Source organism: Flavobacterium sp. TC780, from assembly GCF_056783245.1.
In genome coordinates, this window is sequence record NZ_JBXBAV010000063.1 from 1 (window position 1) to 24,915 (window position 24,915).

General features: G+C 31.6%; 30 protein-coding genes, 1 tRNA gene and 3 pseudogenes. 27 read left to right on the forward strand and 7 right to left on the reverse strand.

Annotation, left to right across the window (positions count from 1 at the left end; translation table 11 throughout):
- Positions 1 to 15: 15 nt before the first annotated feature.
- The 10 genes from AC1RYN_RS06040 (at position 16) to AC1RYN_RS06085 (ending at position 6,539) form a co-directional block, all read left to right on the forward strand.
- Entirely contained in the window at positions 16 to 996 is a 981-nt protein-coding gene (locus tag AC1RYN_RS06040) for an alpha/beta hydrolase family protein (protein ID WP_481806227.1), read from the forward strand.
- Positions 997 to 1,476: 480 nt separating this feature from the next.
- Positions 1,477 to 1,788: a nuclear transport factor 2 family protein gene (locus tag AC1RYN_RS06045; RefSeq protein WP_481806228.1), complete on the forward strand. Its 312-nt coding sequence runs from the start codon at positions 1,477 to 1,479 to the stop codon at positions 1,786 to 1,788.
- Positions 1,789 to 1,819: 31 nt separating this feature from the next.
- Positions 1,820 to 2,101 (forward strand): hypothetical protein, encoded by a 282-nt coding sequence (locus AC1RYN_RS06050; protein WP_481806229.1) that lies wholly within the window; start codon positions 1,820 to 1,822, stop codon positions 2,099 to 2,101.
- Complete coding sequence (locus AC1RYN_RS06055; RefSeq protein ID WP_481806230.1) at positions 2,061 to 2,516, forward strand: GNAT family N-acetyltransferase; 456 nt, start codon at positions 2,061 to 2,063, stop codon at positions 2,514 to 2,516. The genes AC1RYN_RS06050 and AC1RYN_RS06055 overlap by 41 nt, the downstream gene beginning before the upstream one ends.
- An 87-nt stretch (positions 2,517 to 2,603) precedes the next feature.
- Positions 2,604 to 3,173 carry a hypothetical protein gene (locus AC1RYN_RS06060; RefSeq protein ID WP_481806231.1) on the forward strand — a complete coding sequence of 190 codons (570 nt, stop codon included), beginning with the start codon at positions 2,604 to 2,606 and terminating at the stop codon, positions 3,171 to 3,173.
- 72 nt (positions 3,174 to 3,245) lie between these two features.
- Complete coding sequence (locus AC1RYN_RS06065; RefSeq protein WP_481806232.1) at positions 3,246 to 4,166, forward strand: helix-turn-helix domain-containing protein; 921 nt, start codon at positions 3,246 to 3,248, stop codon at positions 4,164 to 4,166.
- Between the two features lie 70 nt (positions 4,167 to 4,236).
- On the forward strand, positions 4,237 to 4,437 hold the full coding sequence (locus AC1RYN_RS06070) for a hypothetical protein (RefSeq protein WP_481806233.1): 201 nt from the start codon (positions 4,237 to 4,239) through the stop codon (positions 4,435 to 4,437).
- 42 nt (positions 4,438 to 4,479) lie between these two features.
- Positions 4,480 to 5,052: a pentapeptide repeat-containing protein gene (locus AC1RYN_RS06075; RefSeq protein WP_481806234.1), complete on the forward strand. Its 573-nt coding sequence runs from the start codon at positions 4,480 to 4,482 to the stop codon at positions 5,050 to 5,052.
- A 100-nt stretch (positions 5,053 to 5,152) separates the two neighbouring features.
- Positions 5,153 to 6,025 (forward strand): hypothetical protein, encoded by an 873-nt coding sequence (locus AC1RYN_RS06080; protein ID WP_481806235.1) that lies wholly within the window; start codon positions 5,153 to 5,155, stop codon positions 6,023 to 6,025.
- The gene (locus AC1RYN_RS06085) at positions 6,009 to 6,539 is read left to right on the forward strand and encodes a hypothetical protein (RefSeq protein ID WP_481806236.1); all 531 of its coding nucleotides are present in this window, start codon (positions 6,009 to 6,011) and stop codon (positions 6,537 to 6,539) included. Before AC1RYN_RS06080 ends, AC1RYN_RS06085 begins: the two co-directional genes overlap by 17 nt.
- A gap of 29 nt (positions 6,540 to 6,568) precedes the next feature.
- On the opposite strand, the gene AC1RYN_RS06090 is transcribed toward AC1RYN_RS06085, so the two are convergent.
- The 5 genes from AC1RYN_RS06090 to AC1RYN_RS06110 form a co-directional block, all read right to left on the reverse strand.
- On the reverse strand, positions 6,569 to 7,003 hold the full coding sequence (locus AC1RYN_RS06090; RefSeq protein ID WP_481806237.1) for a response regulator: 435 nt from the start codon (positions 7,001 to 7,003) through the stop codon (positions 6,569 to 6,571).
- 3 nt (positions 7,004 to 7,006) lie between these two features.
- The gene (locus AC1RYN_RS06095; protein WP_481806256.1) at positions 7,007 to 8,326 is read right to left on the reverse strand and encodes an ATP-binding protein; all 1,320 of its coding nucleotides are present in this window, start codon (positions 8,324 to 8,326) and stop codon (positions 7,007 to 7,009) included.
- A complete protein-coding gene (locus AC1RYN_RS06100; RefSeq protein ID WP_481806238.1) occupies positions 8,289 to 8,975 on the reverse strand; it encodes a histidine kinase dimerization/phospho-acceptor domain-containing protein in 687 nt (228 codons plus the stop codon). Before AC1RYN_RS06100 ends, AC1RYN_RS06095 begins: the two co-directional genes overlap by 38 nt.
- 300 nt (positions 8,976 to 9,275) lie before the next feature.
- Positions 9,276 to 9,845 carry a helix-turn-helix domain-containing protein gene (locus AC1RYN_RS06105; protein ID WP_481806239.1) on the reverse strand — a complete coding sequence of 190 codons (570 nt, stop codon included), beginning with the start codon at positions 9,843 to 9,845 and terminating at the stop codon, positions 9,276 to 9,278.
- A gap of 41 nt (positions 9,846 to 9,886) precedes the next feature.
- The gene (locus tag AC1RYN_RS06110; protein ID WP_481806240.1) at positions 9,887 to 10,228 is read right to left on the reverse strand and encodes a cupin domain-containing protein; all 342 of its coding nucleotides are present in this window, start codon (positions 10,226 to 10,228) and stop codon (positions 9,887 to 9,889) included.
- 391 nt (positions 10,229 to 10,619) lie between these two features.
- Here AC1RYN_RS06110 and AC1RYN_RS06115 point away from each other — a divergent pair, with 391 nt between their 5' ends.
- The 9 genes from AC1RYN_RS06115 (at position 10,620) to AC1RYN_RS06155 (ending at position 17,506) form a co-directional block, all read left to right on the forward strand.
- A complete protein-coding gene (locus AC1RYN_RS06115) occupies positions 10,620 to 11,546 on the forward strand; it encodes an alpha/beta hydrolase (protein WP_481806241.1) in 927 nt (308 codons plus the stop codon).
- An 82-nt stretch (positions 11,547 to 11,628) separates the two neighbouring features.
- Positions 11,629 to 12,156 (forward strand): MepB family protein, encoded by a 528-nt coding sequence (locus AC1RYN_RS06120; protein ID WP_481806242.1) that lies wholly within the window; start codon positions 11,629 to 11,631, stop codon positions 12,154 to 12,156.
- A gap of 269 nt (positions 12,157 to 12,425) precedes the next feature.
- Complete coding sequence (locus AC1RYN_RS06125; RefSeq protein WP_481806243.1) at positions 12,426 to 13,058, forward strand: LysE family translocator; 633 nt, start codon at positions 12,426 to 12,428, stop codon at positions 13,056 to 13,058.
- Between the two features lie 89 nt (positions 13,059 to 13,147).
- Positions 13,148 to 13,828 (forward strand): GNAT family N-acetyltransferase, encoded by a 681-nt coding sequence (locus tag AC1RYN_RS06130; protein ID WP_481806244.1) that lies wholly within the window; start codon positions 13,148 to 13,150, stop codon positions 13,826 to 13,828.
- A gap of 14 nt (positions 13,829 to 13,842) precedes the next feature.
- On the forward strand, positions 13,843 to 14,334 hold the full coding sequence (locus AC1RYN_RS06135) for a DinB family protein (protein WP_481806245.1): 492 nt from the start codon (positions 13,843 to 13,845) through the stop codon (positions 14,332 to 14,334).
- Between the two features lie 44 nt (positions 14,335 to 14,378).
- Entirely contained in the window at positions 14,379 to 15,260 is an 882-nt protein-coding gene (locus tag AC1RYN_RS06140; RefSeq protein WP_481806246.1) for an alpha/beta hydrolase, read from the forward strand.
- A 58-nt stretch (positions 15,261 to 15,318) separates the two neighbouring features.
- Positions 15,319 to 16,275, forward strand: coding sequence for a hypothetical protein (locus AC1RYN_RS06145; protein WP_481806247.1), 957 nt, complete (start codon positions 15,319 to 15,321; stop codon positions 16,273 to 16,275).
- Between the two features lie 48 nt (positions 16,276 to 16,323).
- Positions 16,324 to 16,965: a DUF6891 domain-containing protein gene (locus tag AC1RYN_RS06150; protein ID WP_481806248.1), complete on the forward strand. Its 642-nt coding sequence runs from the start codon at positions 16,324 to 16,326 to the stop codon at positions 16,963 to 16,965.
- Between the two features lie 328 nt (positions 16,966 to 17,293).
- Entirely contained in the window at positions 17,294 to 17,506 is a 213-nt protein-coding gene (locus AC1RYN_RS06155) for a hypothetical protein (protein ID WP_481806249.1), read from the forward strand.
- Between the two features lie 70 nt (positions 17,507 to 17,576).
- On the opposite strand, the pseudogene AC1RYN_RS06160 reads toward AC1RYN_RS06155, so the two are convergent.
- Positions 17,577 to 17,947, reverse strand: a pseudogene (locus tag AC1RYN_RS06160) (DUF4442 domain-containing protein).
- A gap of 411 nt (positions 17,948 to 18,358) precedes the next feature.
- On the opposite strand from AC1RYN_RS06160, the gene AC1RYN_RS06165 reads away from it, so the two are divergent.
- The 6 genes from AC1RYN_RS06165 (at position 18,359) to AC1RYN_RS06190 (ending at position 22,631) form a co-directional block, all read left to right on the forward strand.
- A complete protein-coding gene (locus AC1RYN_RS06165; protein WP_481806250.1) occupies positions 18,359 to 18,712 on the forward strand; it encodes a magnetosome magnetite crystal formation protein family in 354 nt (117 codons plus the stop codon).
- 268 nt (positions 18,713 to 18,980) lie between these two features.
- On the forward strand, positions 18,981 to 19,319 hold the full coding sequence (locus AC1RYN_RS06170) for a PadR family transcriptional regulator (protein WP_481806251.1): 339 nt from the start codon (positions 18,981 to 18,983) through the stop codon (positions 19,317 to 19,319).
- 2 nt (positions 19,320 to 19,321) lie between these two features.
- The gene (locus AC1RYN_RS06175) at positions 19,322 to 21,058 is read left to right on the forward strand and encodes a PspC domain-containing protein (RefSeq protein ID WP_481806252.1); all 1,737 of its coding nucleotides are present in this window, start codon (positions 19,322 to 19,324) and stop codon (positions 21,056 to 21,058) included.
- A 2-nt stretch (positions 21,059 to 21,060) separates the two neighbouring features.
- Positions 21,061 to 21,801 carry a head GIN domain-containing protein gene (locus AC1RYN_RS06180; protein WP_481806253.1) on the forward strand — a complete coding sequence of 247 codons (741 nt, stop codon included), beginning with the start codon at positions 21,061 to 21,063 and terminating at the stop codon, positions 21,799 to 21,801.
- A 172-nt stretch (positions 21,802 to 21,973) separates the two neighbouring features.
- Positions 21,974 to 22,210 carry a GIN domain-containing protein gene (locus AC1RYN_RS06185; RefSeq protein WP_481806254.1) on the forward strand — a complete coding sequence of 79 codons (237 nt, stop codon included), beginning with the start codon at positions 21,974 to 21,976 and terminating at the stop codon, positions 22,208 to 22,210.
- A gap of 22 nt (positions 22,211 to 22,232) precedes the next feature.
- Positions 22,233 to 22,631, forward strand: a complete 399-nt coding sequence (locus tag AC1RYN_RS06190) for a hypothetical protein (protein WP_481806255.1) — start codon at positions 22,233 to 22,235, stop codon at positions 22,629 to 22,631.
- Positions 22,632 to 22,807: 176 nt separating this feature from the next.
- On the opposite strand, the pseudogene trxB reads toward AC1RYN_RS06190, so the two are convergent.
- Positions 22,808 to 23,763 (reverse strand): annotated as a pseudogene (gene trxB, locus AC1RYN_RS06195) (thioredoxin-disulfide reductase).
- Positions 23,764 to 23,915: 152 nt separating this feature from the next.
- On the opposite strand from trxB, the gene AC1RYN_RS06200 reads away from it, so the two are divergent.
- Positions 23,916 to 23,990, forward strand: a tRNA-Pro gene (locus AC1RYN_RS06200).
- A gap of 355 nt (positions 23,991 to 24,345) precedes the next feature.
- Positions 24,346 to 24,915 (forward strand): annotated as a pseudogene (locus AC1RYN_RS06205) (phage integrase SAM-like domain and Arm DNA-binding domain-containing protein); the annotation flags it as partial.

Sequence of the window (24,915 nt, forward strand, 5' to 3'; positions counted from 1 at the left end):
TGATATGAAACGAATTTGAATACTAAGAAAACAAAACGCATTACTCCAAAAGAATTTGAAGGAACAAATGAATATCGTTTTTCTACAGATGCCAAATTTGCAAAACATACCAATTCTAACATTAATCGTGAGTATAATACACGTTTGGTAGCTTTACCAAGCCATAAAAAGATATTACCTCAAACAGCCGATTCATTTTCGGCTCCACAACGTGATTATTCATTAGAAAAATTTAAGGTTACCACTGTTGATGGTGTCGAAATAGACGGAATAATAGCTAAACCATTAAATTTTGATCCTACTAAAAAATATCCCGTGTTCTTTTATGTTTATGGAGAACCAATGGCATCTGTAGCAAATGATGAACCCTATTTTTATCCGTATATCGCCTATTTAATTCCTGAAGGATATATAGGAATCGCAATGGATAATCGAGGAACTCCTGTAATGAAAGGCACAGAATGGAGAAAATCTATTTATAAAAATATCGGAATCATCAATACTCGCGACCAAGCAATGGCCGCAAAAGAAGTATTAAAATGGAAATTTATTGATAACGATAGAGTTGCCATTCACGGATGGAGCGGTGGCGGCGCAGTAACATTAAACTTAATGTTTCAATATCCTGAGATTTACAAAACAGGAATTGCTGTTGCAGCGGTAACCGACCAACATTTTTATGACAACATATATACTGAAAGATATATGGGATTGCCAAACGAAAACGAAGCAACATATATTAAAGCATCACCTGTAACTCACGCTAAAAACCTTCAAGGAAATTTATTATACATTCATGGAACTGGGGATGATAACGTGCATTATAAAAATGCCGAAGTTTTAATTAACGAATTGGTTAAGTATGATAAGATGTTCGACCTGATGATTTATCCAAATCGCTCACATAGCATTCACGAAGGAGAAGGAACAGGAAAACATCTTGCTGATACCTTCATGAAATACATAAGAGAAAATTCTCCTCCGGGAGCAAAATAATTTAAAGACATTTTAACGTGTCATCTTTCTCAGTCTTGTCATTCTTATGAATGGTGGGGCTGAGTTTTTTTGTTTAAGGCACTAAGGTTCTAAGCGACTAAGTTTCTGAGACAAAACTTATCCGCAATTAAATCACGATATTGTCATTCTGAGCGGAGTCGAAGAATCACACAAATTACTCAACAATAAAAAAACTCCTTATTAATTTCTTGCAGAGATTCTTCCTTTCTTTAAATGACTTTACGTGTGTTTATCTTTGTCAAAGTTTAAAACTTTGACAAAGATAATTCACTTAGTTTACGGAGTTTTATCATAAGATTTATCATCCCTCTGAATGACAAAATTGGGTAAATTATTGATAAATATTTATATATTAGCTAAAGAAATAGATTCCTCGAATATAAGACTATCGTTATGATCAAAAGAGAAAAAGCAATTCAAAATTACATTGACGGTTATAACCAATTTGATATTGACAAAATGGTTTCAGATTTTGACGAAGCCATAATTTTTGAAAATATTCAAGGTGGCGAAACAAATATGTCTTTAGCTGGATTAACCTCTTTTAAACAGCAAGCAGAACAGGCAAAAGCTTATTTCTCAAGCAGAACACAAACCATAGCATCTTTTAAGCATTTGGAAAACGAAACCGAAATAGAGATTAACTACTTTGCTATTTTAGGAATGGACTTCCCTAATGGACTCAAAAAAGGGCAAGAACTAAATTTAACCGGGAAATCGATCTTTGAATTTTTTGGTGACAAAATTTCTAAATTAACTGATATTAGCTAACATCCTATAAACAGCAAAAAATAATCAACTCATGAGTATTTACAACAAAATAGGAATTGGTTTTATCATAAATGGTATAATAATGTTTCTTATAACTGGAGCATTGTTTAGCTATATGGGAACACTAAATCCATTAATAAAACTTATTGGTGAAATATCTTTTATATGTTGGGTTCCTTCAATAATTTTAGGAATACTTATGACACAAATAAAAAATAAAAAAATACTTCATCCCATCAATCATGACCATAAACATAGACCAAAACTTGAAATTGGAGTTAATTCACGAAAATCACGCACAACCAATCTTTGATCTTGTTGATGCCAACAGAACACATTTAAGAAAATGGTTGCCTTTTGTAGACAGAATGCAATCTGTAGACTTTGCAGCCAATTTTGTAAAAGACACAATACAACGAAACAAAGACGGAAACGAATATGCATTTGTTATTGTTGATAACGAAAAAATTGTTGGAAGAGTTGGTATTTATAAAATTGATGGTCAGAATAAAATTGGAGAAATCGGATATTGGCTTGCCGAAAACCTACAAGGAAAAGGGATTATGACTAAATCTTGTGAAGCAATTATTAACTTTGGTTTTTCGAGTTTACAATTAAACCGAATCGAAATAAAATGCGGAACCGAGAACTTTAAAAGCAAAACAATCCCAGAAAAACTTAACTTTACCAAGGAAGGCATTATTTCGCCAAGGAGAATTACTTTATAACCAATTTATTGACTTGAATTTATATTCAATTCTTAAATCCGACATTGAGTAGAATCCCGAAGTATATCCAAAAACAAAATTTATAAAATGAAAAATATAAAATTCACAAAACTCATTCTTCTTTTTGGCCTCATCACATTAGTTTCTTGCAGCAGCGGACCAGAAACAATCGATGAATTTGCTGAAGAAATTACAAACAATATTAAAAATAAAGATTCAGAAGGATTGTATTCTTTATTCCTATCTCCTAAAGAAAATGCTTCGTACGGTTTTGCTAGTGCAACAATTACACCCGAAGAATCTTCGAAACTAAAATCAAGCGAAGATTTAATGAAGCTAATCATAAGAAAAGGCACTCAAAAAAAACCTGATGATATTAAGCAAATCAATAAATTCGTCTCAGAAGCACATACTTTATTTGATTGGAGTCAAATCAAATCTATAAAAACAGAATCAACTTTAATAGCTTCTAAAAAAGTGAAGACTGTAAGAAACAAAGTAATGGTCGATTCTGATACTTATGATTTAAAGATAATAATCGAATTAAACGACAATAAAACATATCGCCTAAAAGTTAACAAAGCAATGAAAGTGAATAATCGTTGGATAATCTTCCCTACGAATGGTTTTGGGATTGAAATTGAAATTGAGAAATAAGTAAACAGAAAACCTATTTTTAATTCCTATTTTCGCTGAGTAAATTTTACTACGAATATCGAACAAGAACAGATGAAGGCGAAAAAAGAGGAAGATATAAAAACCTATGGTGCAAAAGATTTTCGGGATAAATTCCTTGAATCTGAAAACACTATAGAGCATCTTTTTAAATCAAATTCTGAACATTTTTTTTGTTTGAGAATTGAAGATGTAAACCAACTGAAATTTCCTGTACCTCCATCCAAACATATTTGTCACACTGTTCTTTTTATTACTTCTGGAATTCATAAACTAAAAGTTGGATCAGAAGAATATACCACTAAGGCAAACGAAATGGTGGTGGTTCCTGCTGGACAGATTTACTCGATAGATTTTATGAGTAAAAAGATAACTGGCATTATATGTCAGTTTCATCAGGATATCCTAATCGGGAAATATGGTAATCGAGAAATGATAAATGAATTTGATTTTTTAAAAATTTGGGGGAATCCTTCAATAGCTTTTCAAAAACGAGAAGCAGGTTTTGTCTCTAATTTATTGAATCGCCTGCTTATTGAATATACCGAAACTGGTAGCACAAACCTAGAAATCATACAATCTTACCTTATTACTTTACTTTTTGAAATAAATAAGAATGCTGTAAAAACCAATAAATCCCTAACCGCTGCAACTACACTTACAACTAAGTTTAAAGAACTTATTTATTTACATATAAAAACACAGCATCAAGTAAGCTATTATGCTTCGATGCTGAACGTCACTCCAAATCATTTAAACAAATCTATAAAATCGGTTACAGGAAAATCACCTACCAAGTGGATTGATGAAACAATACTACTAGAAGCCAAGTACTTATTGTACCAAACCAATCTTACTATCAATGAAATTGCCATGCAGGTAGGCCATTACGACCAATCCTACTTTAGCCGAATCTTTAAAAAACACGAAGGCATCACTCCTATTGAGTATCGTAAAATGATTGAAAAATCCTAACTCTTGCAGATTGAATCCTAATAGGATTACTGCTTTATTATTCATATTTGCAAACTAAAAAAAGCAAATAATGATTTATGTTTTCAAAACTTCGGTAAACACTGAATCGAAATTAGAATCGGCAACAAAAATCCTTAACGAATTATTACCAGTCGCAAAGTGGAATTTTGACCTTGAGGATTGGGATAATATTTTAAGAATTGATAGTGAAGCCAATATAGTCGAAATGATATTAAATAACGACGTTTTTGAATGTATCGAATTGGAATAAATACCGTATTTGCAACAATTAATTTTTATCACCAAATTTATTATGGACACACAACTTCATCAAGGCAAGACTTTTGAAAATATTGACTACTCTGAAAAGAGATTAGCTGATTTTGAATTTTTTAATTGCGACTTTATAAACTGTAACTTTTCTAAAAGTGATTTAAGCAATAATGATTTTATAGATTGTAACTTTAAAAACTGTAACTTCTCATTAGCAACATTACGAAACACAGGATTAAAAAATATTAAATTCACAGATTGTAAACTAATGGGATTAGACTTTAGTGACAGTAATGCCTTTTTATTCTCCATGAACTTTCAGGGTTGTATCCTGGACTACTCTACTTTTTTACAAAGAAAATTAAAGAAAACAAACTTCTTCGATTGTTCTCTAAAAGATGTAGATTTCTCCGAAGCCGATTTAACTCAGGCTGTATTTAAGAACTGTGATCTCTCAAATGCAACATTTGTACGAAGTATTCTTGAGAAAGCCGATTTTCGTACTGCAAAAAATTATTCGTTCGACCCAGAAGAAAACAGGGTTAAAAATGCAAAATTCTCCCGTTTGGAACTTGCAGGATTATTAGAGAAATTTAATCTAGATATTGAGTAAATCTAAGAGAAAGACTTGATTATGGTAGAATCTTTATTTGTATTTTCGTTTACTAAAAAATAAAGTAGCAGCTAATTTTAGCTGGGATCATAAAAACCATATGAACGAAAAAACAACTGTAGACAACGCCATTAAAAGAGGAAAATGGCTAATTAATTACCCTGCACGTACAATATTATTTACATCCATTTTTATTGCTATTTATCTTCAAACTCAAAACATCGTAACAGATTGGTTAATTATACCAATTGTATATATCCTTCCTTTTTTCTTAGCTTGCTTATATTGGTGCATTACAATTACCAAATGGCGGATTTGGGCGTTTAAAAATGTTAGAAATGTCCATGAATTAAAAAAAAGAGCTATTCAGGAAAGGCTAATTGGCTTGGATAACAGTTTTTATCAAAAAGCTGAAATAAAAAGCTCTGGAGATAAAAAGAAATGGGATTCGTTACTATTAAAATTTGAAAAGGAAGACGTGTTTCAAGACAACATATTTATCCCGAAACAAACTATAATTTTTTATTCCAAAAGTAAAAATTCAATCCAAATGCTTTTAGGTATTTCAAGCATTATCCTTGGAGGTTACTTACTATTTAATTCCAGAAGCCTACCTTTAGGAATACTATTGATATTAGGAGGTCTTTATTTAACTTACAAAGAATTCAGAGAAGTTATAAATACTACACCTCAGATAATTTTAGATGAAAAAGGTATAGAAACCATAAAAACAAAGTTTCACAATTGGGAATCTATAAAAAATGAAGAAGTAATTTGCCAAGGCTTCGGAAAAAATAGACATTACTATTTAATATATGAATATCCTGGTGGGAGAGAATATTTGCAAATAGATAGCTATACTACAAATATGAAATCTCTAAATAAGTTACTAATATTATACAGAGGTCGATCAAAACAAAAAAATAATTTCATTCAACAAACAGTAAAACTCTCAAATGATATTTATAATTAATTCCCAAGGCACAAATCTCATAACCAGAGAAGAACTTTCGGTTAAGGAATGGGCTGAAAAACTAGATAAATTCATTAGATATACCGCTTTTATTGATGATAACGAACTCATAAAACAACTTACTCATGAGTACAACCTTAATCAAACCCAGATTGAAGAAATTAAGAAATGTCTTGAAAACGAAAAAGTAAAATTCCATAGATATACATGTACCAAATACGAACATTTTAAAATTGAGCCTGTTTATTTGGAAATCAAAAAACTAAAAGGAAAACTAATTTATTGGAAAGATTGGGATTATATTTTTGAGAAAAGAGATAACGATTACTTTCTTTGGTGTTTTCTAGGAGGATTTGCCGATGCACAACGAGAAATAAAACTGAGTGAAGAACACATCAAAAAGTATAAAGAAATTGGTCTTGCACAAATAGATTATTTAATAGACAATCTAAGAAAGCTACACAACTCCGAAGAATACAAACTTGCAATAACCGAGAATAGAAAGGTAATGTAAAACATTTCTACGCTAAAAAAATAAAGTATTTATATTTTGTCCTTATACTGATGGAGTTCGTTTTCTAATTTTTGGTATCTAAAGATAATTTCAATTGCTTTTTGTAATCGTACAAATGCTGTTTCGCTTTTTACAACATAATCGAATGCTCTGTGATCCATGCAACTTACGGCAATATCTATCTTATCATGTGATGAAAGCATTATTACAGGAATCCCCCTATCTATTTCTTTAATTTTATCTAATGTTTGTAATCCATTCATTGCATTTTTATCAATTCCGTCCAAATGATAATCCAAAATAACAACATCTGGTTTATTTACTATATTCTCGATACAAAGTTCCCCAGATGAGTAGGTTTCAATAGAATACTCATTACGATACGAAAATTCAATTTCCATAGATTTTAGGAATACCGAATCGTCATCAACCAAAAAAATTTTTATTTTATTGTCTTTTCTCATAGCTTATCTTTTTAAATTCTCGAGTTCAAGTTCGAGTTCCTCACAAGCTTGACCGCAAACTTTTTCTAGTTCAGATACCAATTCATCCATTTCTTTAGAAATTTCAAGCGCAAAAGCATACTCCTGGATTTTTTTTGCAATTTTTTCTATATCAGGACTTATACCCATTATCGAAAATGATGGTAACATTTTATGAATTGCTGCCTGTATCGATTTCCAATCTTTAGCTATAAGACTTTTTCTTATTGTGACAATCAAGGGTGGTGTTTGTTTCAGATATGCATTTATCATTTCTGTCATTAAAACAGGATTCGATTTTGTCAACTTAATGAGATAATTCATGTCTACATATTTAATTTTTTTCATATCTACATTTTGCCCCGTTTTATGCTCAATTATTAATATTGGTTTTTTCGAGAATGCAATCAATTTACTGTAAAGCAATCTTTCGTCTACAGGTTTTGCCATATAGTCATTCATTCCTACTGCTTTGCATTTTTCGACATCTACAGTTGTTACATCTGCCGTTAAAGCAATTATCGGAATTTGAGATTTCATCGTATTACGAATATATTCTGTAGCCTCAAAACCATCCATCTCGGGCATTTGTAAATCCATCAGAATAATATCATACGTTTTGGTTCTTAACTTTTCGATAGCCAATTTTCCATTTGCAGTAATATCACATTCAAAACCAAAATCGTCTAACAAAGTTTTCATCAATAGTTGGTTAAGTTCCATATCCTCAACAACCAATATCTTTGTGTCCTTAATCTCTCTGCTCAACTCTATAATTTCGGGCTCTAAAACAGCCTCGGCAGTTGTTTTTTGGAAATCAAGAACAAAACTAAAAGTAGCTCCTTTATTGATTTCGCTTTTAACCTCAATAGTTCCTCCTTGAGATTCTACCAATTGTTTTGCAATAGCCAGACCTAATCCAGTACCACCATATATCTTTGAAGAACCAGAATAAGCTTGTTGGAAATTTTCGAATATTTTTTCCATCTTATCAGCTGGAACTCCAATTCCAGAATCAGAAACAGAAAACTCAATAGATACCTTTTCGTCATCTTGCGTAAGCAACTGTACACTCACGACAATCATTCCTTTATTTGTAAACTTGACTGCATTACTTACTAGATTCAAAACAATCTGATGCAGCCTTGTAGGATCTCCTACCAGTACTTCAGGAATTCTTTTATCATAATTTGTAATTAGCTTTAAGTTTTTTTCCTGAAATTTTGTTTCAAACAAATGCAACATAGCTGTTACAGACAATGCTAGTTTAAAAGGTGTTTTTTCGGAAAACCATTTTCCCAGCATCAACTTTTGCTAAATCCAGAATATCATTTATTAATACAATTAAAGCATCTCCACTAATTTTTATAGCAGTTAAATATTCTTTTTGCTTTGCAGTTAATTCCGTTTTTAGCACCACTTTGGTAAACCCAATAATTGCATTCATTGGTGTTCTAATCTCGTGGCTCATATTCGATAAGAATTGCTGCTTTGATTTTACAGCATCTTCAGCTGTTTTTGTGGCATCTTCCGCTATTTTGGTAGCCTTTTCGGCAATAACTTTTGCTTCTCGCAATTCGTATTCTATTGCTTTTTGTTTTTCGATACTTCTTGCCATAAGTATAGCCCCGAGTACATTCTCATCTTTATCCTTGTACACAAATCCATTAAATAAAACATCCTTTTCTTTATGATCTGTAATCGTTAACTCATAATCATTAATATAGCCTATCTTAAATATTTGTTTACAAACTGCTTTTACTTTTTTAGGATCTGTAAAATAATCAAAACAAAAACTTCCTAAAATTGTTTTTCTGTCCTTACCTGCAATATCAATAAAGACCTGATTTGTATCTGTAATTTTTCCTGTTTGATCAATAACAATTATAGAATTTAAATTAGCTTCTATCAAGCTACGCGCATAACTATTTTCTTGTTTATTCTTGGATTCCATTGTTATTCGTTTATCGAATTTTAATTTTCAATTTTCTTAACTGAATTAGGTTGTTTTTCCAATAGGAACCACTTTTACTTTAAGTGGTTGTGTTTTTTAAAGATATTTTATATAGAATAGTCTCTTTACTAAACTCTAAAACAAGAGCATTCAAACCAAGTCTGTGTAACTCCGTTTTGATTAGTAATTTATAGTAAGAACCAATAGTATATTTATAGAGAACATCAAAAAAAATCCTATTTAACGTAGTCAAAAGTGATTATTTTATTCTACACCTTATTGTATAATAAGTAAAAGAAGTTATACAATTCCGACATTTTCAAGGGCAATCCTTTTTTTGTCTTTAAGTTGTTTGAAGAAACTTGGGGTAAGACCCGTTACTTTTTTAAATTGTTGGGATAAATGAGATACGCTGCTATAATTAAGCATATAAGAAATTTGCGTAAGATTTAGTTCATCATACAGCAACAATTCTTTAACGCGTTCTATTTTATGGGCAATGATAAAATGTTCAATTGTAATTCCTTTTACTTCCGAAAAAATCTTGGCTATATGCGTATATTCCATACCCATTTTTTCACTGATGTATTCGGAGTAATTTACTTTGGGTAGCTCATCTGTATAATGGACCATTTCGACAATTATGTTTTTAATTTTTTCAATTAAAACTGCCTTTTTATCGTCCATTAACTCTAATCCTGCCTTTAATAAGATTATTTTAAGTTCATCGCGAATATCGGGAGATAAATCTCCTATTATTTCTACCAATCCTAAATCTACAATAACACATTGTAGGCCAAGGTTTTCTAATGCATCTTTTACCACCATTTTACAGCGGAGGCTTACCATATATTTTATATAGAGTTTCATTTCTTATTTACTTATATGATAATTAGCAATTATCTTTTTAATTAATCTTCATAACCGCTTTTTATAATGGTCGAAATCATCTTAAATTGTACATTGGCATTAAAGCTATGCTTTGCATGTGCTGGAATTACAATCCCCTGTCCAAGATTTAACTTATGAGGTTTGTCATTAATTATTATTTCTGCAGTTCCATCAATGATCTGAATATAATTATCAAAAGGAGAAATTTTTTCGGCTAGTTCTTCACCCGCGTCAAATGATGATGCTGTAATATTTCCAGTCGTCTTCTTAATAATCGTTTTACTTAAAACGGCATTAGGAATATACTGTATAATTTCAACAATAATATGTGATTTACCTTTTTCAATTTCAAAACTATTCATCTGTATATTAGGTGAGTATTAATTTACTAATTCAATTTTCGTAATAAACGAGCGTATTGAAAAAAAAATTCCCCACGAAACAAAGATGACGTTTTAAATCGGTTAAGCGTTGTACAATTATTAAAAATTATTATATAATTCCGAACTTCAAAATAATCCACACAAAGATACATAACTCATTAATTATCAAAACCATAAATCATCACAATTCAAATAAGAAGCCTATTGTTTTCTATTTTATTATTATTTAGATTTAATCCTCTAAACAAGAATTAAATCTACATCAGAACAACTTAATAAAAACTTATAAAAAATTAAGCTCTATTTTTGTAATGCAAAGTAAGGATATCATCATTTTATTCTTAATGCTAAATTGGATTAAAACCTCTTTATGAAACAATTAATTCTAACCCTTTATTTACTTATCGGAATGTCCAATTCTCAATACGCTCAAAAAGTTATTCCTTTATATAATGGAAAAGTACCAAACTCCAAAGAAATTGCAGACCTAACAGACTCAATTATGGTTTATGATACTGGAGCAAAAAAAATTACGGTAATTACTAGAGTCGCTACTCCTGATCTCGCTGTTTTTCTTCCCGAAAAAAATAAAGCTACAGGGATTGCTGTGATTATCTGCCCTGGCGGTGGTTACTCTGGTGTAGCAATTGATCATGAAGGTTATGCTATTGCCAAAAAACTAAACGAAAGTGGAATTGCAGGATTTGTATTAAAGTACCGTTTACCAATTGCAAAATTTGTCGAAAACAAAGAAATAGTTCCTTTGCAAGATGCGCAACGGGCTATCGAGTTGGTAAGAGAAAATGCCAAGGAATGGGGAATAAATCCAAACAAAATTGGAATTCAGGGTAGTTCTGCCGGAGGACATTTGGCCGCCACAGCAGGTACACATTATACCAAATCATATATCGACAATCCGTTAAAAACCAATTTACGTCCCGACTTTATGATTCTTACTTACCCTGTTATTAGTATGACGAATAATTTAACGCATAAGGGTTCACGAAATAATTTACTTGGCAAAGATGCATCAGCTGAAGAAATTAAAGAATACTCGAATGAATTACATGTAACACCAAATACTCCTCCTTCGTTTATTACTCATGCCATAGATGATCCTGATGTTATAGTACAAAACTCGCTTGTATTTATTGCTGCTTTGCAAAAAAACAAAGTCCCAGTAGAATCTTTCTTTTATGCCAAAGGTGGTCATGGTTTCGGCATGGACAATCCTACCAGCGATGTACAATGGATTGATAACTGTATTAATTGGATTTTGAAAACCAATAAAAAATAACCTCCTCAATAATTTAGACGAAAATAAAAGCTAGACGAATTAGTCGTTTAAAGTTTAATCCCAAAAAATCTAACAACAACGCATGGAAACCTCAACCATTTGGTCTACAAATACGATTCATAAAGATTTGCTTGAAGCAAAAGAACTACTATACGATACTTGCAACTTAGAATGTTCGCAACCTATAGCCGAAGCAGAAAGTACCGATTATGGTGCTTATACTTTTAAAATAAACAATCAGGCTGTTATATACCGTGTGGCAAAAATTACCCCAACAAAAGTGGGACAATTTGTTACGTTGTGGAAAAGAAGCCCAAAAGGCCCTATTGCCCCTTTTGAGATTACAGATGCTATCGATTTTTTTATTGTAAGCACTAGAAACGGTTCTCATTTCGGGCAATTTATTTTTCCGAAATCGATACTACACCAAAAAGGAATTTTATCTGATGATAAGAAAGAAGGCAAACGTGCCATTCGTTTATATCCGCCTTGGGACAGTACAACAAGTAAACAAGCACAGAAAACACAACAATGGCAATTAGGCTATTTTGTAACTATACCTATCAATAAACCAGCTGATTTAGATTTAATAAAAAAATTGATTCCTTAAAAAATAAATCATATTTTAGCTAATGCTTAAAACTTAGATTATCTTTTTGGGGTATTCTAAAAAAACATGTAACACATAGAAACATAGATTTTATTTATAAAAAAGAAGACAAAAAAAAGCGTCTTTCTTTTACATAGATAGCTATGTGCCTTTTAAATAAGTGAAACGTCTGTTTTTGGTTTACAAAATCTATGTTTCTATGTGTTAATAATAATCTCAATAGTTTTAAGATAATACAAAACCAATTATTAATACTAAAAACGATAACCATGACAGGAATAGAAAGCTTAGGAACATTTATAATAGCAGCAACAATTGTAGTTATTACTCCAGGAATCGACACTATCATGGTATTAACAAGAAGTATTTCACTTGGCAAGAAAGCAGGATTATATTCGGCATTAGGTGTTAGTTTAGGGTTAATTGTACATACGCTTGCCGCTACATTTGGGCTTTCGCTTATTCTGGCACAATCGGCTCTGGCATTTAGCATAGTTAAATATTTAGGAGCTGCTTATTTATTTTATTTGGGTTATAAATCGCTTACAGCAAAAGTTAATCAAACAGAAATAAAATCTATTGAAGTTAAGAATACTGCCAACAGAAAGTTATTTTTTACTGCACTTTTAAGCGATGTTTTAAATCCTAAAATTGCAATTTTCTTCTTAGCGTTTTTACCTCAATTTGTAAAAACCTCTGAGATAAACAATCCTATTCCTTACCTATTATTAGGGTTCATCATCTTTATCATAACCTTAATATGGTGTTCGTTTTTGGCATTAATGGGAAGTAACGTTGCAACTCTTTTTAATAAAAACAAAAATGCCGAAAGCCGATTAAACAAAATGACTGGAGTTGTTTTCATCTTACTTGGCTTAAAAGTAGCTTTTACAAAAAGATAAAAGAGCAATGACTAAAACTCATTAATTATATTTTTTACAAAAAAAACACAATACTAAATGCCTGAAGTAATTCTGGCACTATCAAACATATGAATACCGATTACACAAAATTAGACAATCCTGCTTGGTATTCTTTATCCGAAACGCACCAAGAATTTTCAATAAATTACAATAACATCAAATTTTACAATCATGATTATTGTCCATTCGGTGGATTTATAATGCCTGAAAACATTTCTGAATCTATTGATGAATATTCTGAATTAACAGATGGTTTTTTTGTTGTTGGCGAAAAACCTCAACTTTCAAATCGACTTGAATTGAAAAACGAATTGGTTTGTTTACAAATGATTCTCAATAACCGAATAGATGCTGAGATAAAAGAAAACATTGTTGCTCTTACAACTAGCGAACACATTGACGCTTTATTTAAATTGGTTAATTTGGTTCAACCTGGTTATTTTAAAAGAAAAACAGCTCTATTAGGCAATTATTTTGGAATATTTAAAGACAATAAACTCATTTCAGTTACAGGCGAACGCATGAAAATGAATGATTTTACAGAAGTAAGTGCAATCGTTACTCATCCTGAGCACACGGGAAAAGGATACGCCAAACAATTAATTGCCCATGCAGTAAATACTATTTTTAACCAAAACAAAATACCTTATTTACATGTAGTCGAAAGTAATATTGGTGCCATTAAACTATACGAAAAATTAGGATTCTCGACCAGACGCAAAATGAGTCTTTGGCATATTTCTAAGTAAAAAAAATCAATCATATGACAAATACGTTTAGACATGGAGCTGTTGGTGCATTACTTGATGTGTATGAGGGAACGATCAAAGATTTACAACAAACTATTTCGGACATTTCTGATGCTGAACTTATAACTATTGTAGATAACCAAACAACAGATGATAGTTGCAAATCAATCCAGACCATTTTATCTCACGTTGTTTGTTCTGGTTATGCTTATGCTATTTACATTCGAAGATTTAAAGGGGAATCGATAGATTTTCGAGATGAAATATTTCATACTTCTATACATGATTATACTAATCATTTAAATGATTCCTTTGTTTTTATGGTGGATTCCTTTAAAGACATAAACGACAATCAGCTTGAAGAATCTGATAACGCTAAAAAACTAAAAACTTCTTGGGGGCAAATTTACGATATCGAACAAATCATGGAACATGCCATTGTGCACGTCTTGAGACACCGCCGCCAAATCGAAAAATATAAAATAATAGTCCGTAATATAGAATAAGATAGCCTAGAATGCCCGTTGCTCTATTCGTAAATACCCATTATATGAAAAATTCATTCTACCTCTTTATCTTCCTAACATTTGCCGTTTCAAATTTTGCTCAAACAAAAAGGAAGCAAACTACAACTGAGAATCAACCAATCGTTCTTGGGATTACAGATAAACTAAAATCGGCAGAACTTGGCGAAACAAGAACAATAAACATATACTTACCTCAAGGATACAACAAAAAAGATACTCTAAAATATCCTGTTATCTACATCCTCGATGGTGGTGTCGAAGAAGATTTTATTCATATTACAGGAATCGTTCGATTTAATACTGAAGAATGGATTGCTCGATTCCCAAAATCTATTGTCGTTGGAATTGAAAACACCAACCGAAGACGTGATTTTACTTTTAGCGTTCCTAATATAGATTTTGTTGAAAAAATAGGATTTAAAAAAGAAAACTTCCCTCAATATGGTGGATCCGATAAATACATTGCTTTTCTTGAAAAAGAATTACAACCTTATATTGATAAAAAATTCAATACAAATAATCACAAAACGGTTATCGGTGAATCATTGGCAGGGCTATTGGCTACTGAAATATTATTAAAACATCGTAATTTATTCGATAGCTACATAATAATCGCACCTAGTTTATGGTGGGGAGACCAATCCTTGCTAGCCGAAGCACCTAACTTACTTAAAGCAAAAAACAACAAGCCAGTACAAGTATATGTTGCTGCCTGTAACAAGGAAGAAGATAAAACCATGTATGATGTTACTGTATCTTTAAGTGAAATACTCAAGCAAAATAACGAAAAGGACACCAAAGTTTATTATGATTATATTCAAAACGAAATACACTCAACTGTAATACATCAAGCAGTTTACAATGGTTTTAAAGTATTTTATCCAAAAACTATTTACGAGAAATAAGCCAAAAGATTAATTGTACCAAATACACCAACAACCTTTATATTAACACAAAAACAAAATGAAACATATTACTCTTTTCTTTTTATTATTTCTAAGCTCAAATGTATTTTCACAATCAACCGAAGACTTATTAAAATTTAGCTATGAAATGTACAAAGACTATAAAAAACCTAGTCTCGAAAAAGTAAAATCAGTTACATATAATCCTGACATAACTTTCATTAAATCAAAATACAGTAAAGATAACTTGGTTACTTATATCGATTTTTTTATTACAAACGCAAAAATCGCATTAGAACAAAAAGATAAAAACCATCTCAATGTTTTATTAAATTCTGATTTCCCAATCTATTATCAGGAAGAATTGTTTGGCATCGTTAGCTTAAAGAGCACCAATAGTGAACTAAAAGACTCCAAAAACAAAGAAATTAAAATGGGAAATTCCAATGCTAATAGCATGGGAGGAAAAATAAAAGAAAATTCTAATTCTGAATTTGAATATAGAAGTATCGAAAACCAAACTGTTGCTTTTACTAATAATGTAAATCTAAAAGGTACTATTACTTATGAGTTATCAATTCTTACTGATTATTCTATTCAGAAATTAACGAAACAGGATACTGGAAAAACTATCGTCTTAAACCATCTAAAATATGAAGTTGTAGAAATAATTGGTAACAAGATTATTCTAAAAAAACTTTATGATTTTAAATATGACGGAAATATTAAAATATTATTATTTGACAAAAATAAAAACCTAATAGTATCTGATGATGGGAACAGAGCTCAAAATTCACTTATTTGGACAGGAAAAATGGATAGTACTTATTATAATTTTATATCAAAAAACCCAAATGCTTCTTTTGATGAATTTAAGAAATATATCAAACTTGAAAATATAATGCCTAAAAATCCAGAATACATCATAATTACAGCAATTTCAAATTTGAATGATGAATTTATTATTTATGAACCTGAATATAATGCCTCTAAAGAATTTAAAGTAAAATTATAATTTACTCCATTATAAAATAAATTATCACAACCAATAAATTTAAAGATCATGACCGAAGATCAAGAATACATATACGACTCATTAGTAAACCAAATCAAAATGGGATTTTTTCCTGTTGATGAAATTAAAGATATGATTTGGGAACAAGTGGAAGATGAAGGAATGGAAGATGATATCTCAGAAAAATGGGTAAACCAAACTATCGATACCGAATTTAAAAAACACCAAGAAGCAAGTAAAGGTTGGAAATCACCAACAGATACCGAACGACTTGTAAAAGCTTTTAATGAGTTGAGCAAATCAAACATCATCGCGTTGCATAATGCAGGTTACACCACCAGCGAAGGCGAATATGAAGTTGTTGAGATAGAAATAGAATTAAGAAAACAACAAGTACAATCAGATGGATATTGTTTTTACCACCAGCAGGATTTAGAAAGAGCTATTGATCCTGATAGCAGAAACTTAATGATAGCGTTCCAAAAAATTGACAATTCAGATGATACAGTTACAATAGAAGTAGGCAAAAAAGTAACAGAGAAACTAAAAAATAATGGCTTTGAAGTCATTTGGAATGGAACTGCTCTAACCAAAATAGAGATTCCGAATTTTGATTGGCAGAAAGTTTATAGTGAATCTGATGAAGATTTACTAAATCATAATAGAGTGTTGCCTTTTATGGTATTGTAATTCTGTTAGCCCCCTTATAGTCTTTGTCAAAGTTCAAAACTTTGACAAAGATACACGCGTATTACAGTTTGCGCAAAGTAGTACCTTATCTTCCTTTTCTCAAAATAACAAGATTGGGGTTATTTTATGTGTAAACCTATATTACGTAGACACACTGCGGTGCATCGCTACAGAAAACCTTTGAATCTCAAAAATGCCTACCTCTTTTTTTACAAAAACATTAACATTACACTTATTCTTACAAGCATAAAATCATATTATATTTGACTCATCTTTTTATAACTTATATAAAGATTAAATCATCAACATTCAAAAAAAAACAAACAAAATGACAAAAGTAATCACTATTCTAACTATTGCTCTATTTAGTATAGGTGTTAGTGCTCAAGAAGCTAATCCTACTGCTAAAAAAGAATCTACAACAAAAACGATGAGCAAGGCCGACATTGAAAAATGCAAAGCTAAATGTAAAGCTGATGGAAAAAAATATGACAAAGACATGGCTAAAAAAGACGCCAAAAAATGTTGCTCTAAAAAGTAATCCTTTTTAAATCCACAAAAAAAGCTTCAGTTACCTGAAGCTTTTTTTGTATCTCATTCTTTGACACATTTTATTTAACTCGAACACTCCACTCAAAATCCATTTCGGATACTTGAATTCCCTTTTCATCGGTTCCTATAGATTTTCATCCAAAAGGTTTGCCCCTCTCCAGTTTCAATTGTTCTTTGTATCGCCTCGGCTATTAAATGACCGTCATTGCATACGAATGTTATACGCCCAGTTGCTTTTTTGGTGAAGTTTCCTTTATTATTGGCTACAAGCATCGAAATCTTACGTCCGCTTTTTTTAATTGCCGATATTTACCAATGCTCCTGTCGTAAGCTCAGCAGCCATCGCTTGTACTGCAAAATACATAGAATTGAATGGATTCTGATTTATCCAACGGTGCTTTACCGTTACGACGCATTTATTCTCGTCAATTTATTTTACACGTACCCCACAAATAAAGGCCGATGGTAATTTGAATAATACAAATTTGTTGAGTTTAGAAACTGAAATTGCCATTAGATTTATTTTTTTATGTAAAAATACAAAAAAACTATGCACGCACAATAAATTGTTTTCACTTTGAAAGATTATCAATAAATACTACTACTCACACTGATTTCCAGTGCTTTTTTTGGTGATTCATTTTTTAAACTTGTTAAAATTTTGTTAATAATTAGTACTATGCAAAACAAGATACTGTCTTTTAGCCATATATTTGTATAAGAAATTACTATATACTTTTAATCATGGAAACAACAACACCACTAATCATGGAAACATCATCAGAAAGAAACACAGCAACGTTTACTCATTTGAGTACATTAACTCAATATTTTATTCCATTTGGGAATTATACTCTTCCCAACATTAATATGGTCAAGTAAAAAAGACAAATCAGAATTTGTGAATCATCATGGTAAACAAGCTTTAAACTTTCAATTGAGTTTGTTGCTTTACACTTTGATTCTTGCCTTAATTGCTATTCCAATTTTTGTTTTTGTAATCTTCAAGAACATTCCGATGGATGTAGTTATTAATGATAATGATTTCACTATGAATAATTTTAACCTTAGTGACAATATCGGAATCTTGAGTGTAGGAGTATTGGCAATATTAATTTTTGGAATGCTAAAGGTAGTTGAGTTCTTTTTAATTATTTATGCTTCAATAAAAGCTTCAAACGGAGAATCTTTATAAATATCCGCTTACGATTCCTTTTATTAAGTAATATTTATCCTTAGGCTCATCTCATGATGACAAGATAAATAGTTAAAAGTTATATACAATATAGGAGTCTAGCCCTGATAGAAGCGGCATCCTTTTTCTGGCTCTTTTTGCCAGAAAAAGATATAGCGGAGAGCAGGAAATAGCTTCAAAAAAAAATCATCAATCAATCACAATCAATCACAATCAATCATCGATCAAAAAACGAATCGTCAATCAATAAACAAAACAAAATGAAATTATGAACATTGAAAACACAAAAGCACAGATGCGCAAAGGTGTTCTTGAGTTTTGTATCTTTTATTTATCTGTACTGAAAGAAAAAGATGCTTATACATCGGAAATATTAGACACTTTGAAAAACGCAAAATTACTGGTTGTAGAGGGAACTATTTATCCATTATTAACCAGATTAAAAAACGACGGTTTACTTAATTATCGCTGGGAAGAATCGACTTCGGGACCACCACGAAAATATTATGGATTAACTGAAATAGGCCAAACATTTTTAAACAAACTAAATGGTACCTGGAATGAACTTTCGGATGCTGTAACACTAATCACCAATCAAAAACAATAGTCATGAACAAAACTGTAAATATTAACTTAGGAGGCATGTTCTTTCACATAGATGAAGATGCATACTTGAAACTGACGCGCTATTTTGACGCTATAAAACGTTCTTTGGGTAACTCATCTGGTAAAGACGAAATTATTAAAGACATTGAAATGCGTGTATCGGAATTATTAACCGAGAAACAAAAAAGTGAAAAACACGTTGTGGGTTTAAAAGATGTGGATGAGGTTATTGCAGTAATGGGACAACCTGAAGACTACATTCTAGAAGAAGAAGCTAATTCATCTAATCAATCATTTAGCGACTCTGGAACTAGAAAAACCAAAAAATTATACCGTGATAAAGAAAAAGGTATGATTGGTGGTGTAGCAACAGGTTTGGGGCATTATTTTGGAATAGACGCTGTTTGGTTAAAAATCATGTTCTTGATATTTGTTTTTGCTGGATTTGGAACTGGAATCGTAGCTTATATCGTTTTATGGATTGTAACTCCAGAAGCTGTAACAACTTCGGAAAAACTAGAAATGACTGGTGAGCCTGTTACAATTTCGAATATCGAAAAAAAAGTACGTGAAGAGATTGAGTCTCTTTCGGATAAATTCAAAAATGCTGATTACGACAAAATGGGAAACCAGGTAAAGTCAGGTGCTGAAAGAATTGGAAGCAGTTTTAGTGATTTCATTATGACTGTCTTTAAAATCTTTGCTAAGTTTTTAGGGATTATTTTAATCATCTCAGGAATAACTGTATTGCTATTTTTACTAATCGGAGTTTTTACTCTAGGAACGAATCTTTTTATTGAATTTCCTTGGCAAAACTTTGTAGATGCAGGAAACTTTACTGACTACCCTATCTGGATGTTTGGTTTATTAATGTTCTTTGCTATTGGGATTCCATTTTTCTTTATGACCCTATTAGGTTTTAAACTATTGGCTCCAAATATGAAATCCATAGGTAATATTGCAAAATACACCTTACTTGCAATTTGGATCATTGCAATGGCATTAGCAATAAGCATTGGAATAAAACAAGCAACGGAGGTTTCTTATGAAAACAAAACAGTACAAAAATACCCCATAAACATTAAAACTACCGATACTCTTTTTGTAAAGTTTAAGTATAATGATTATTATGCTAAAGACTTAAATCATCGCAATGATTTTGAATTTGTACAAGACTCTGCAAACAACCAATTGATATATTCTACCAACATAAGTTTGCATGTATTACATACTGACGAAAAAACAGCTTACATTCAAATCGAAAAAAATGCCAGAGGAAAATCTTTTATAGATGCTAAAGAAAGAGCTAATAAAATAAATTATAAATTTGAAATAAAAGGAAATCAACTAATACTTGACAACTATCTTTTAACCGATGTTAAAAACAAATTCAGAGATCAAGAAGTAAACATATACTTATACTTACCTGAAGGTCAATTACTAAAACCAGACGCTTCTGTAGAAGATTATGATGAATCTGATGATAATTACTTTAATTTGCATTTTAGTTCTGACGATTATATCTATAAAGCAGGTAGTTCTAAAATTAAATGTTTAAACTGCCCTATATCAGAAAATGAATTTGATGATGTAGAAAACAATGATGATACCGACCCCAACCCGAACGATACTATTAATGAAGTTTCGGTTAAAATAAATGGGAAAGAAGTTCTGAACGGGAAGAAAACTTCAGGACATTTAACTACAGATAAAAACGGAGTTATAATTAAAATTAACTAATCATGATTAAGATAATTATTTGTTTTACCAAGTTTATAGTTGTTGCTTTAACAGCTTTGTTATTTGCTTCTTGTAATTTTTCGAACAGTTTAAAATCGATTAATGGAAGCGGAAATGTTGTTACTGAAAAACGAGATATTCAGGGAAGTTTTGAGAATGTAACTGTTAGCAATGCTATCGATCTTGTAATTGAACAATCAGACAAAACAGAAATTACTGTAGAAGCTGATGATAACTTAATAAATAAAATATCTACTAAAATAGAAGGAAACACTTTAGTAATTAAATGTGACTATAATTCTTTTAACAACATAAAATCTAAAAGAGTTATTGTAAAAATGCCAAGCATTACTAACATAAAAGCTTCGAGCGCATCAACTGTAAAAAGCATAAATATTATAAGAGGAGAAGATATTAATTTGGATGCATCAAGTGCTGCAACTATGAATGTAAATATAGAATCGGATGCTGTTACCTGCGAAACAAGCAGCGCTAGTAATATAACTATTGAAGGGAAAGCATTAAAATTAAATGCATCTGCTTCTAGCGGAAGCGGTATTGATGCAAAGAGAATGTTAGCAAATGATATTGATGCACAAGCTTCCAGCGGCGCTTCAATATATGTACATCCTATTTTAAGTTTAAAAGCAAAAGCTAGTAGTGGAGGAAATATTAATTATAACTCCATTCCAAAATCTATCGAAAAGAAATCGAGTTCAGGAGGAAGCATCGATCAGGAGTAATACTTAAATAGTCCTTAAAATTACATTAATCATCCATCGAAAGTGGATGATTTTTTTATATTTGTAAAAAACTAAATTTAATGAAAAAATACACGCTAGTGCTTCTACTTTTAGTTGCCTCAACAACAACTTTCGCACAAAAAAAGGAAAAGATTCAAAAGGATCTAAAACGGTGACCATCGCATCCAAAGAAATAGGTGAATTCAATAGTCTTGAAGTTAATGACAATCTTGAAGTCTACTTGGAGCGTGGAGAAAAAAATGAAATAAAAATCGAAGCCGACGATAATCTCCATGAAATTATTGGAATGGATTTAAACGGTCAAGCACTTAGAATTTACACATCTAAAGAAGCAAGCATCTTTAAAAAACTAATTGTAAGAGTGACTTACACAGAAGGATTTAACTAAAGTTATTGCAAAAAACACTACCGTGGTAAATGCAATTCAGGAACTTCAACTTGACGACATCACTTTTAATTCTGTAGATTACTCTAAATTATTCCTGAATGTAAACGCTAAGAAATTCGCTTTGATAGCCGATGACAAATCGAAAACAGAATTAAATTTAAAATCAGAAAACGGGAGTGTACAATTAAGTAAAAACGCAGGTCTGAAAGCATTGGTTGTTGCAACAGATTTTAAATGTGATTTGTATCAAAAAGCAAATGCAGCGATTGAGGGATCTGCTACGAATGGGACTTTAAGGTTAGATAACAACTCTACCTTTACAGGAAATAAATTCACAGTAAAGAATGCTAATATTACTGCCGAAAGTTACTCAACTTGTAGCTTGCTTGCTGAAACTACAATTACCGATTGCAGCCGGTGACAAAGCCGAAGTACAACTTTTAGGAACACCTAGAAAATTGAATTAACTCGTTTTACGGAAGAAGCTAAATTGATTAAAAGATCGAAATAAATAGATTTATAACCGTATCAAAATCATAAAAAAAGTCCCAATCGATATAAGATTGGGACTTTTTTTTATAAAGAACAAAAAACTAATTAGTCTTTCGAAGCCAAATATCTTTTTCAGCATCCAAAGCAGCCATACATCCTGTACCTGCCGCAGTAATTGCCTGACGGTACACATGATCTGCAGCATCTCCTGCTACAAAAACACCTGCAACATTGGTATTAGATGTTCCTGGAGTATTGATTATATACCCTGTTTCATCAAGCGTTAAATAGCTTTTAAAAATATCTGTGTTTGGTTATTTCTATGCCCAATTGCTACGAAAAATCCAGTTGCTGGAATATCAAAAACTTCACCTGTAGTTTTATTTTTTGCTTTTACAGCAGTAACTACTTGTTCGTCTCCTATCACTTCAACTGTATCGTGATTCATTAAAATTTCGATATTCTCCGTTTTACCGAACACGCTCTTCCATAATCTTTGAAGCTCTAAATTTCTCACTTCTTACCAACATCGTTACTTTTTTACAAAGTTTAGATAAGTAATGCGCTTCTTCACAAGCTGAATCTCCTGCACCAACAATAACAACTTCTTGATTTCTATAAAAGAACCCGTCACAAACAGCACAAGCAGAAACTCCACCTCCCATTTTTAAATAATGTTGTTCTGATGGTAAACCTAGATATTTAGCAGATGCTCCAGTAGAAATAATTACTGTTTCGCAATGTAATTCGATAGTATCATTAATCCATACTTTATGAATATCTCCAGAGAAATCTACTTTTGTTGCCCAGCCATCACGGATATCGGCACCAAAGCGTTCCGCTTGCTTTTGCAATTGTATCATCATTTCTGGTCCTGTAACTCCATCAACGTATCCTGGGAAATTTTCTACTTCGTTTGTAGTTGTTAATTGTCCTCCAGGTTGCATTCCTTGGTATAAAATTGGATTCATATTAGCTCTGGCGGCATATATAGCAGCGGTATAACCTGCTGGTCCAGAACCTATAATTAGGCATTTAATTTTTTCAATTGTATCTGACATAATTTTATTTTTTTCTGAAATACAAATGTATACTTTATTATAAAAATTTGCGCCTTAAATAAATCCTAAATAACTATATCAAAATAAATTTTATTTATTTTGCAAAATAGTTTTGACAACTAGAATATTTGTGTATCTTTTGCACCCGCTTACGGGGTGTAGCGTAGCCCGGTTATCGCGCCTGCTTTGGGAGCAGGAGGCCGCAGGTTCGAATCCTGCCACCCCGACTAAAGAGCCTTTCAAAGGCAGTCAAAACCCCTTAAATCATTCGATTTAAGGGGTTTTTCTATTTATTCAACTCCAAAATGTTCAATTTATATCAAAGAAAATGGGACCTATTCGGCTACCCCTTTTCTTTTAACTTTGAGTCCCAAAAATCATTTTAATACCATCGTTTTCAGTCTGTTGTGCTCAAATTTTAACATTTGATGCTTCTCTGAGTATGCCGGTTTTCGAGCAGAAATCCAGGTTTCTTGAGACCCATTTAATGTGCAAATGATTTGAACATTAAATTTTTGAGATATGAAAACAGCTACAACAACATTTGGGGTGCTCTTTTATTTAAAGACACAAAAGACCTCCATGCAAGGCAAGGCGCCGATATGCGCGAGGGTTACTGTAAATGGAAAACGCACTGAGATTTCCGTAAAGCGTTCTGTGAACGTAAATGAATGGGATGAAAGAAAAGGTATGGCAAAGGGAAGCCGTAAAGAAACAGTTGAACTCAACATGTACCTTAATCAGTTTAAGGCAAAGATCATAAATACGTATCAGCAGATGGTACTGAATGATGATGCGATAGACGGTCCAGCAATCCGTGACAAGGTATTGGGCACTGACCATCTATTACCTACATTGGTATCACTGATAGAATATCATAATGAGCAACAGGAAAATAAATTGGCTCCCGGAACCATGAAAAACTACTATACAACACAGAGGTATATAGAAAAATTTCTTAGGGAGAAATATTACAGGAATGATATTATCCTTTCACAACTTACTTTATAAATTTATTCTGGACTTTGAACGCTACCTTTTTAATTATGTTCCCAAGGACCACCAAAAGCCGCTTAACAATAACGGAATAATGAAGCATATTGAAAGGCTGCGCAAAATGATAAATATGGCTGTTAAGTTGGATTGGTTGTC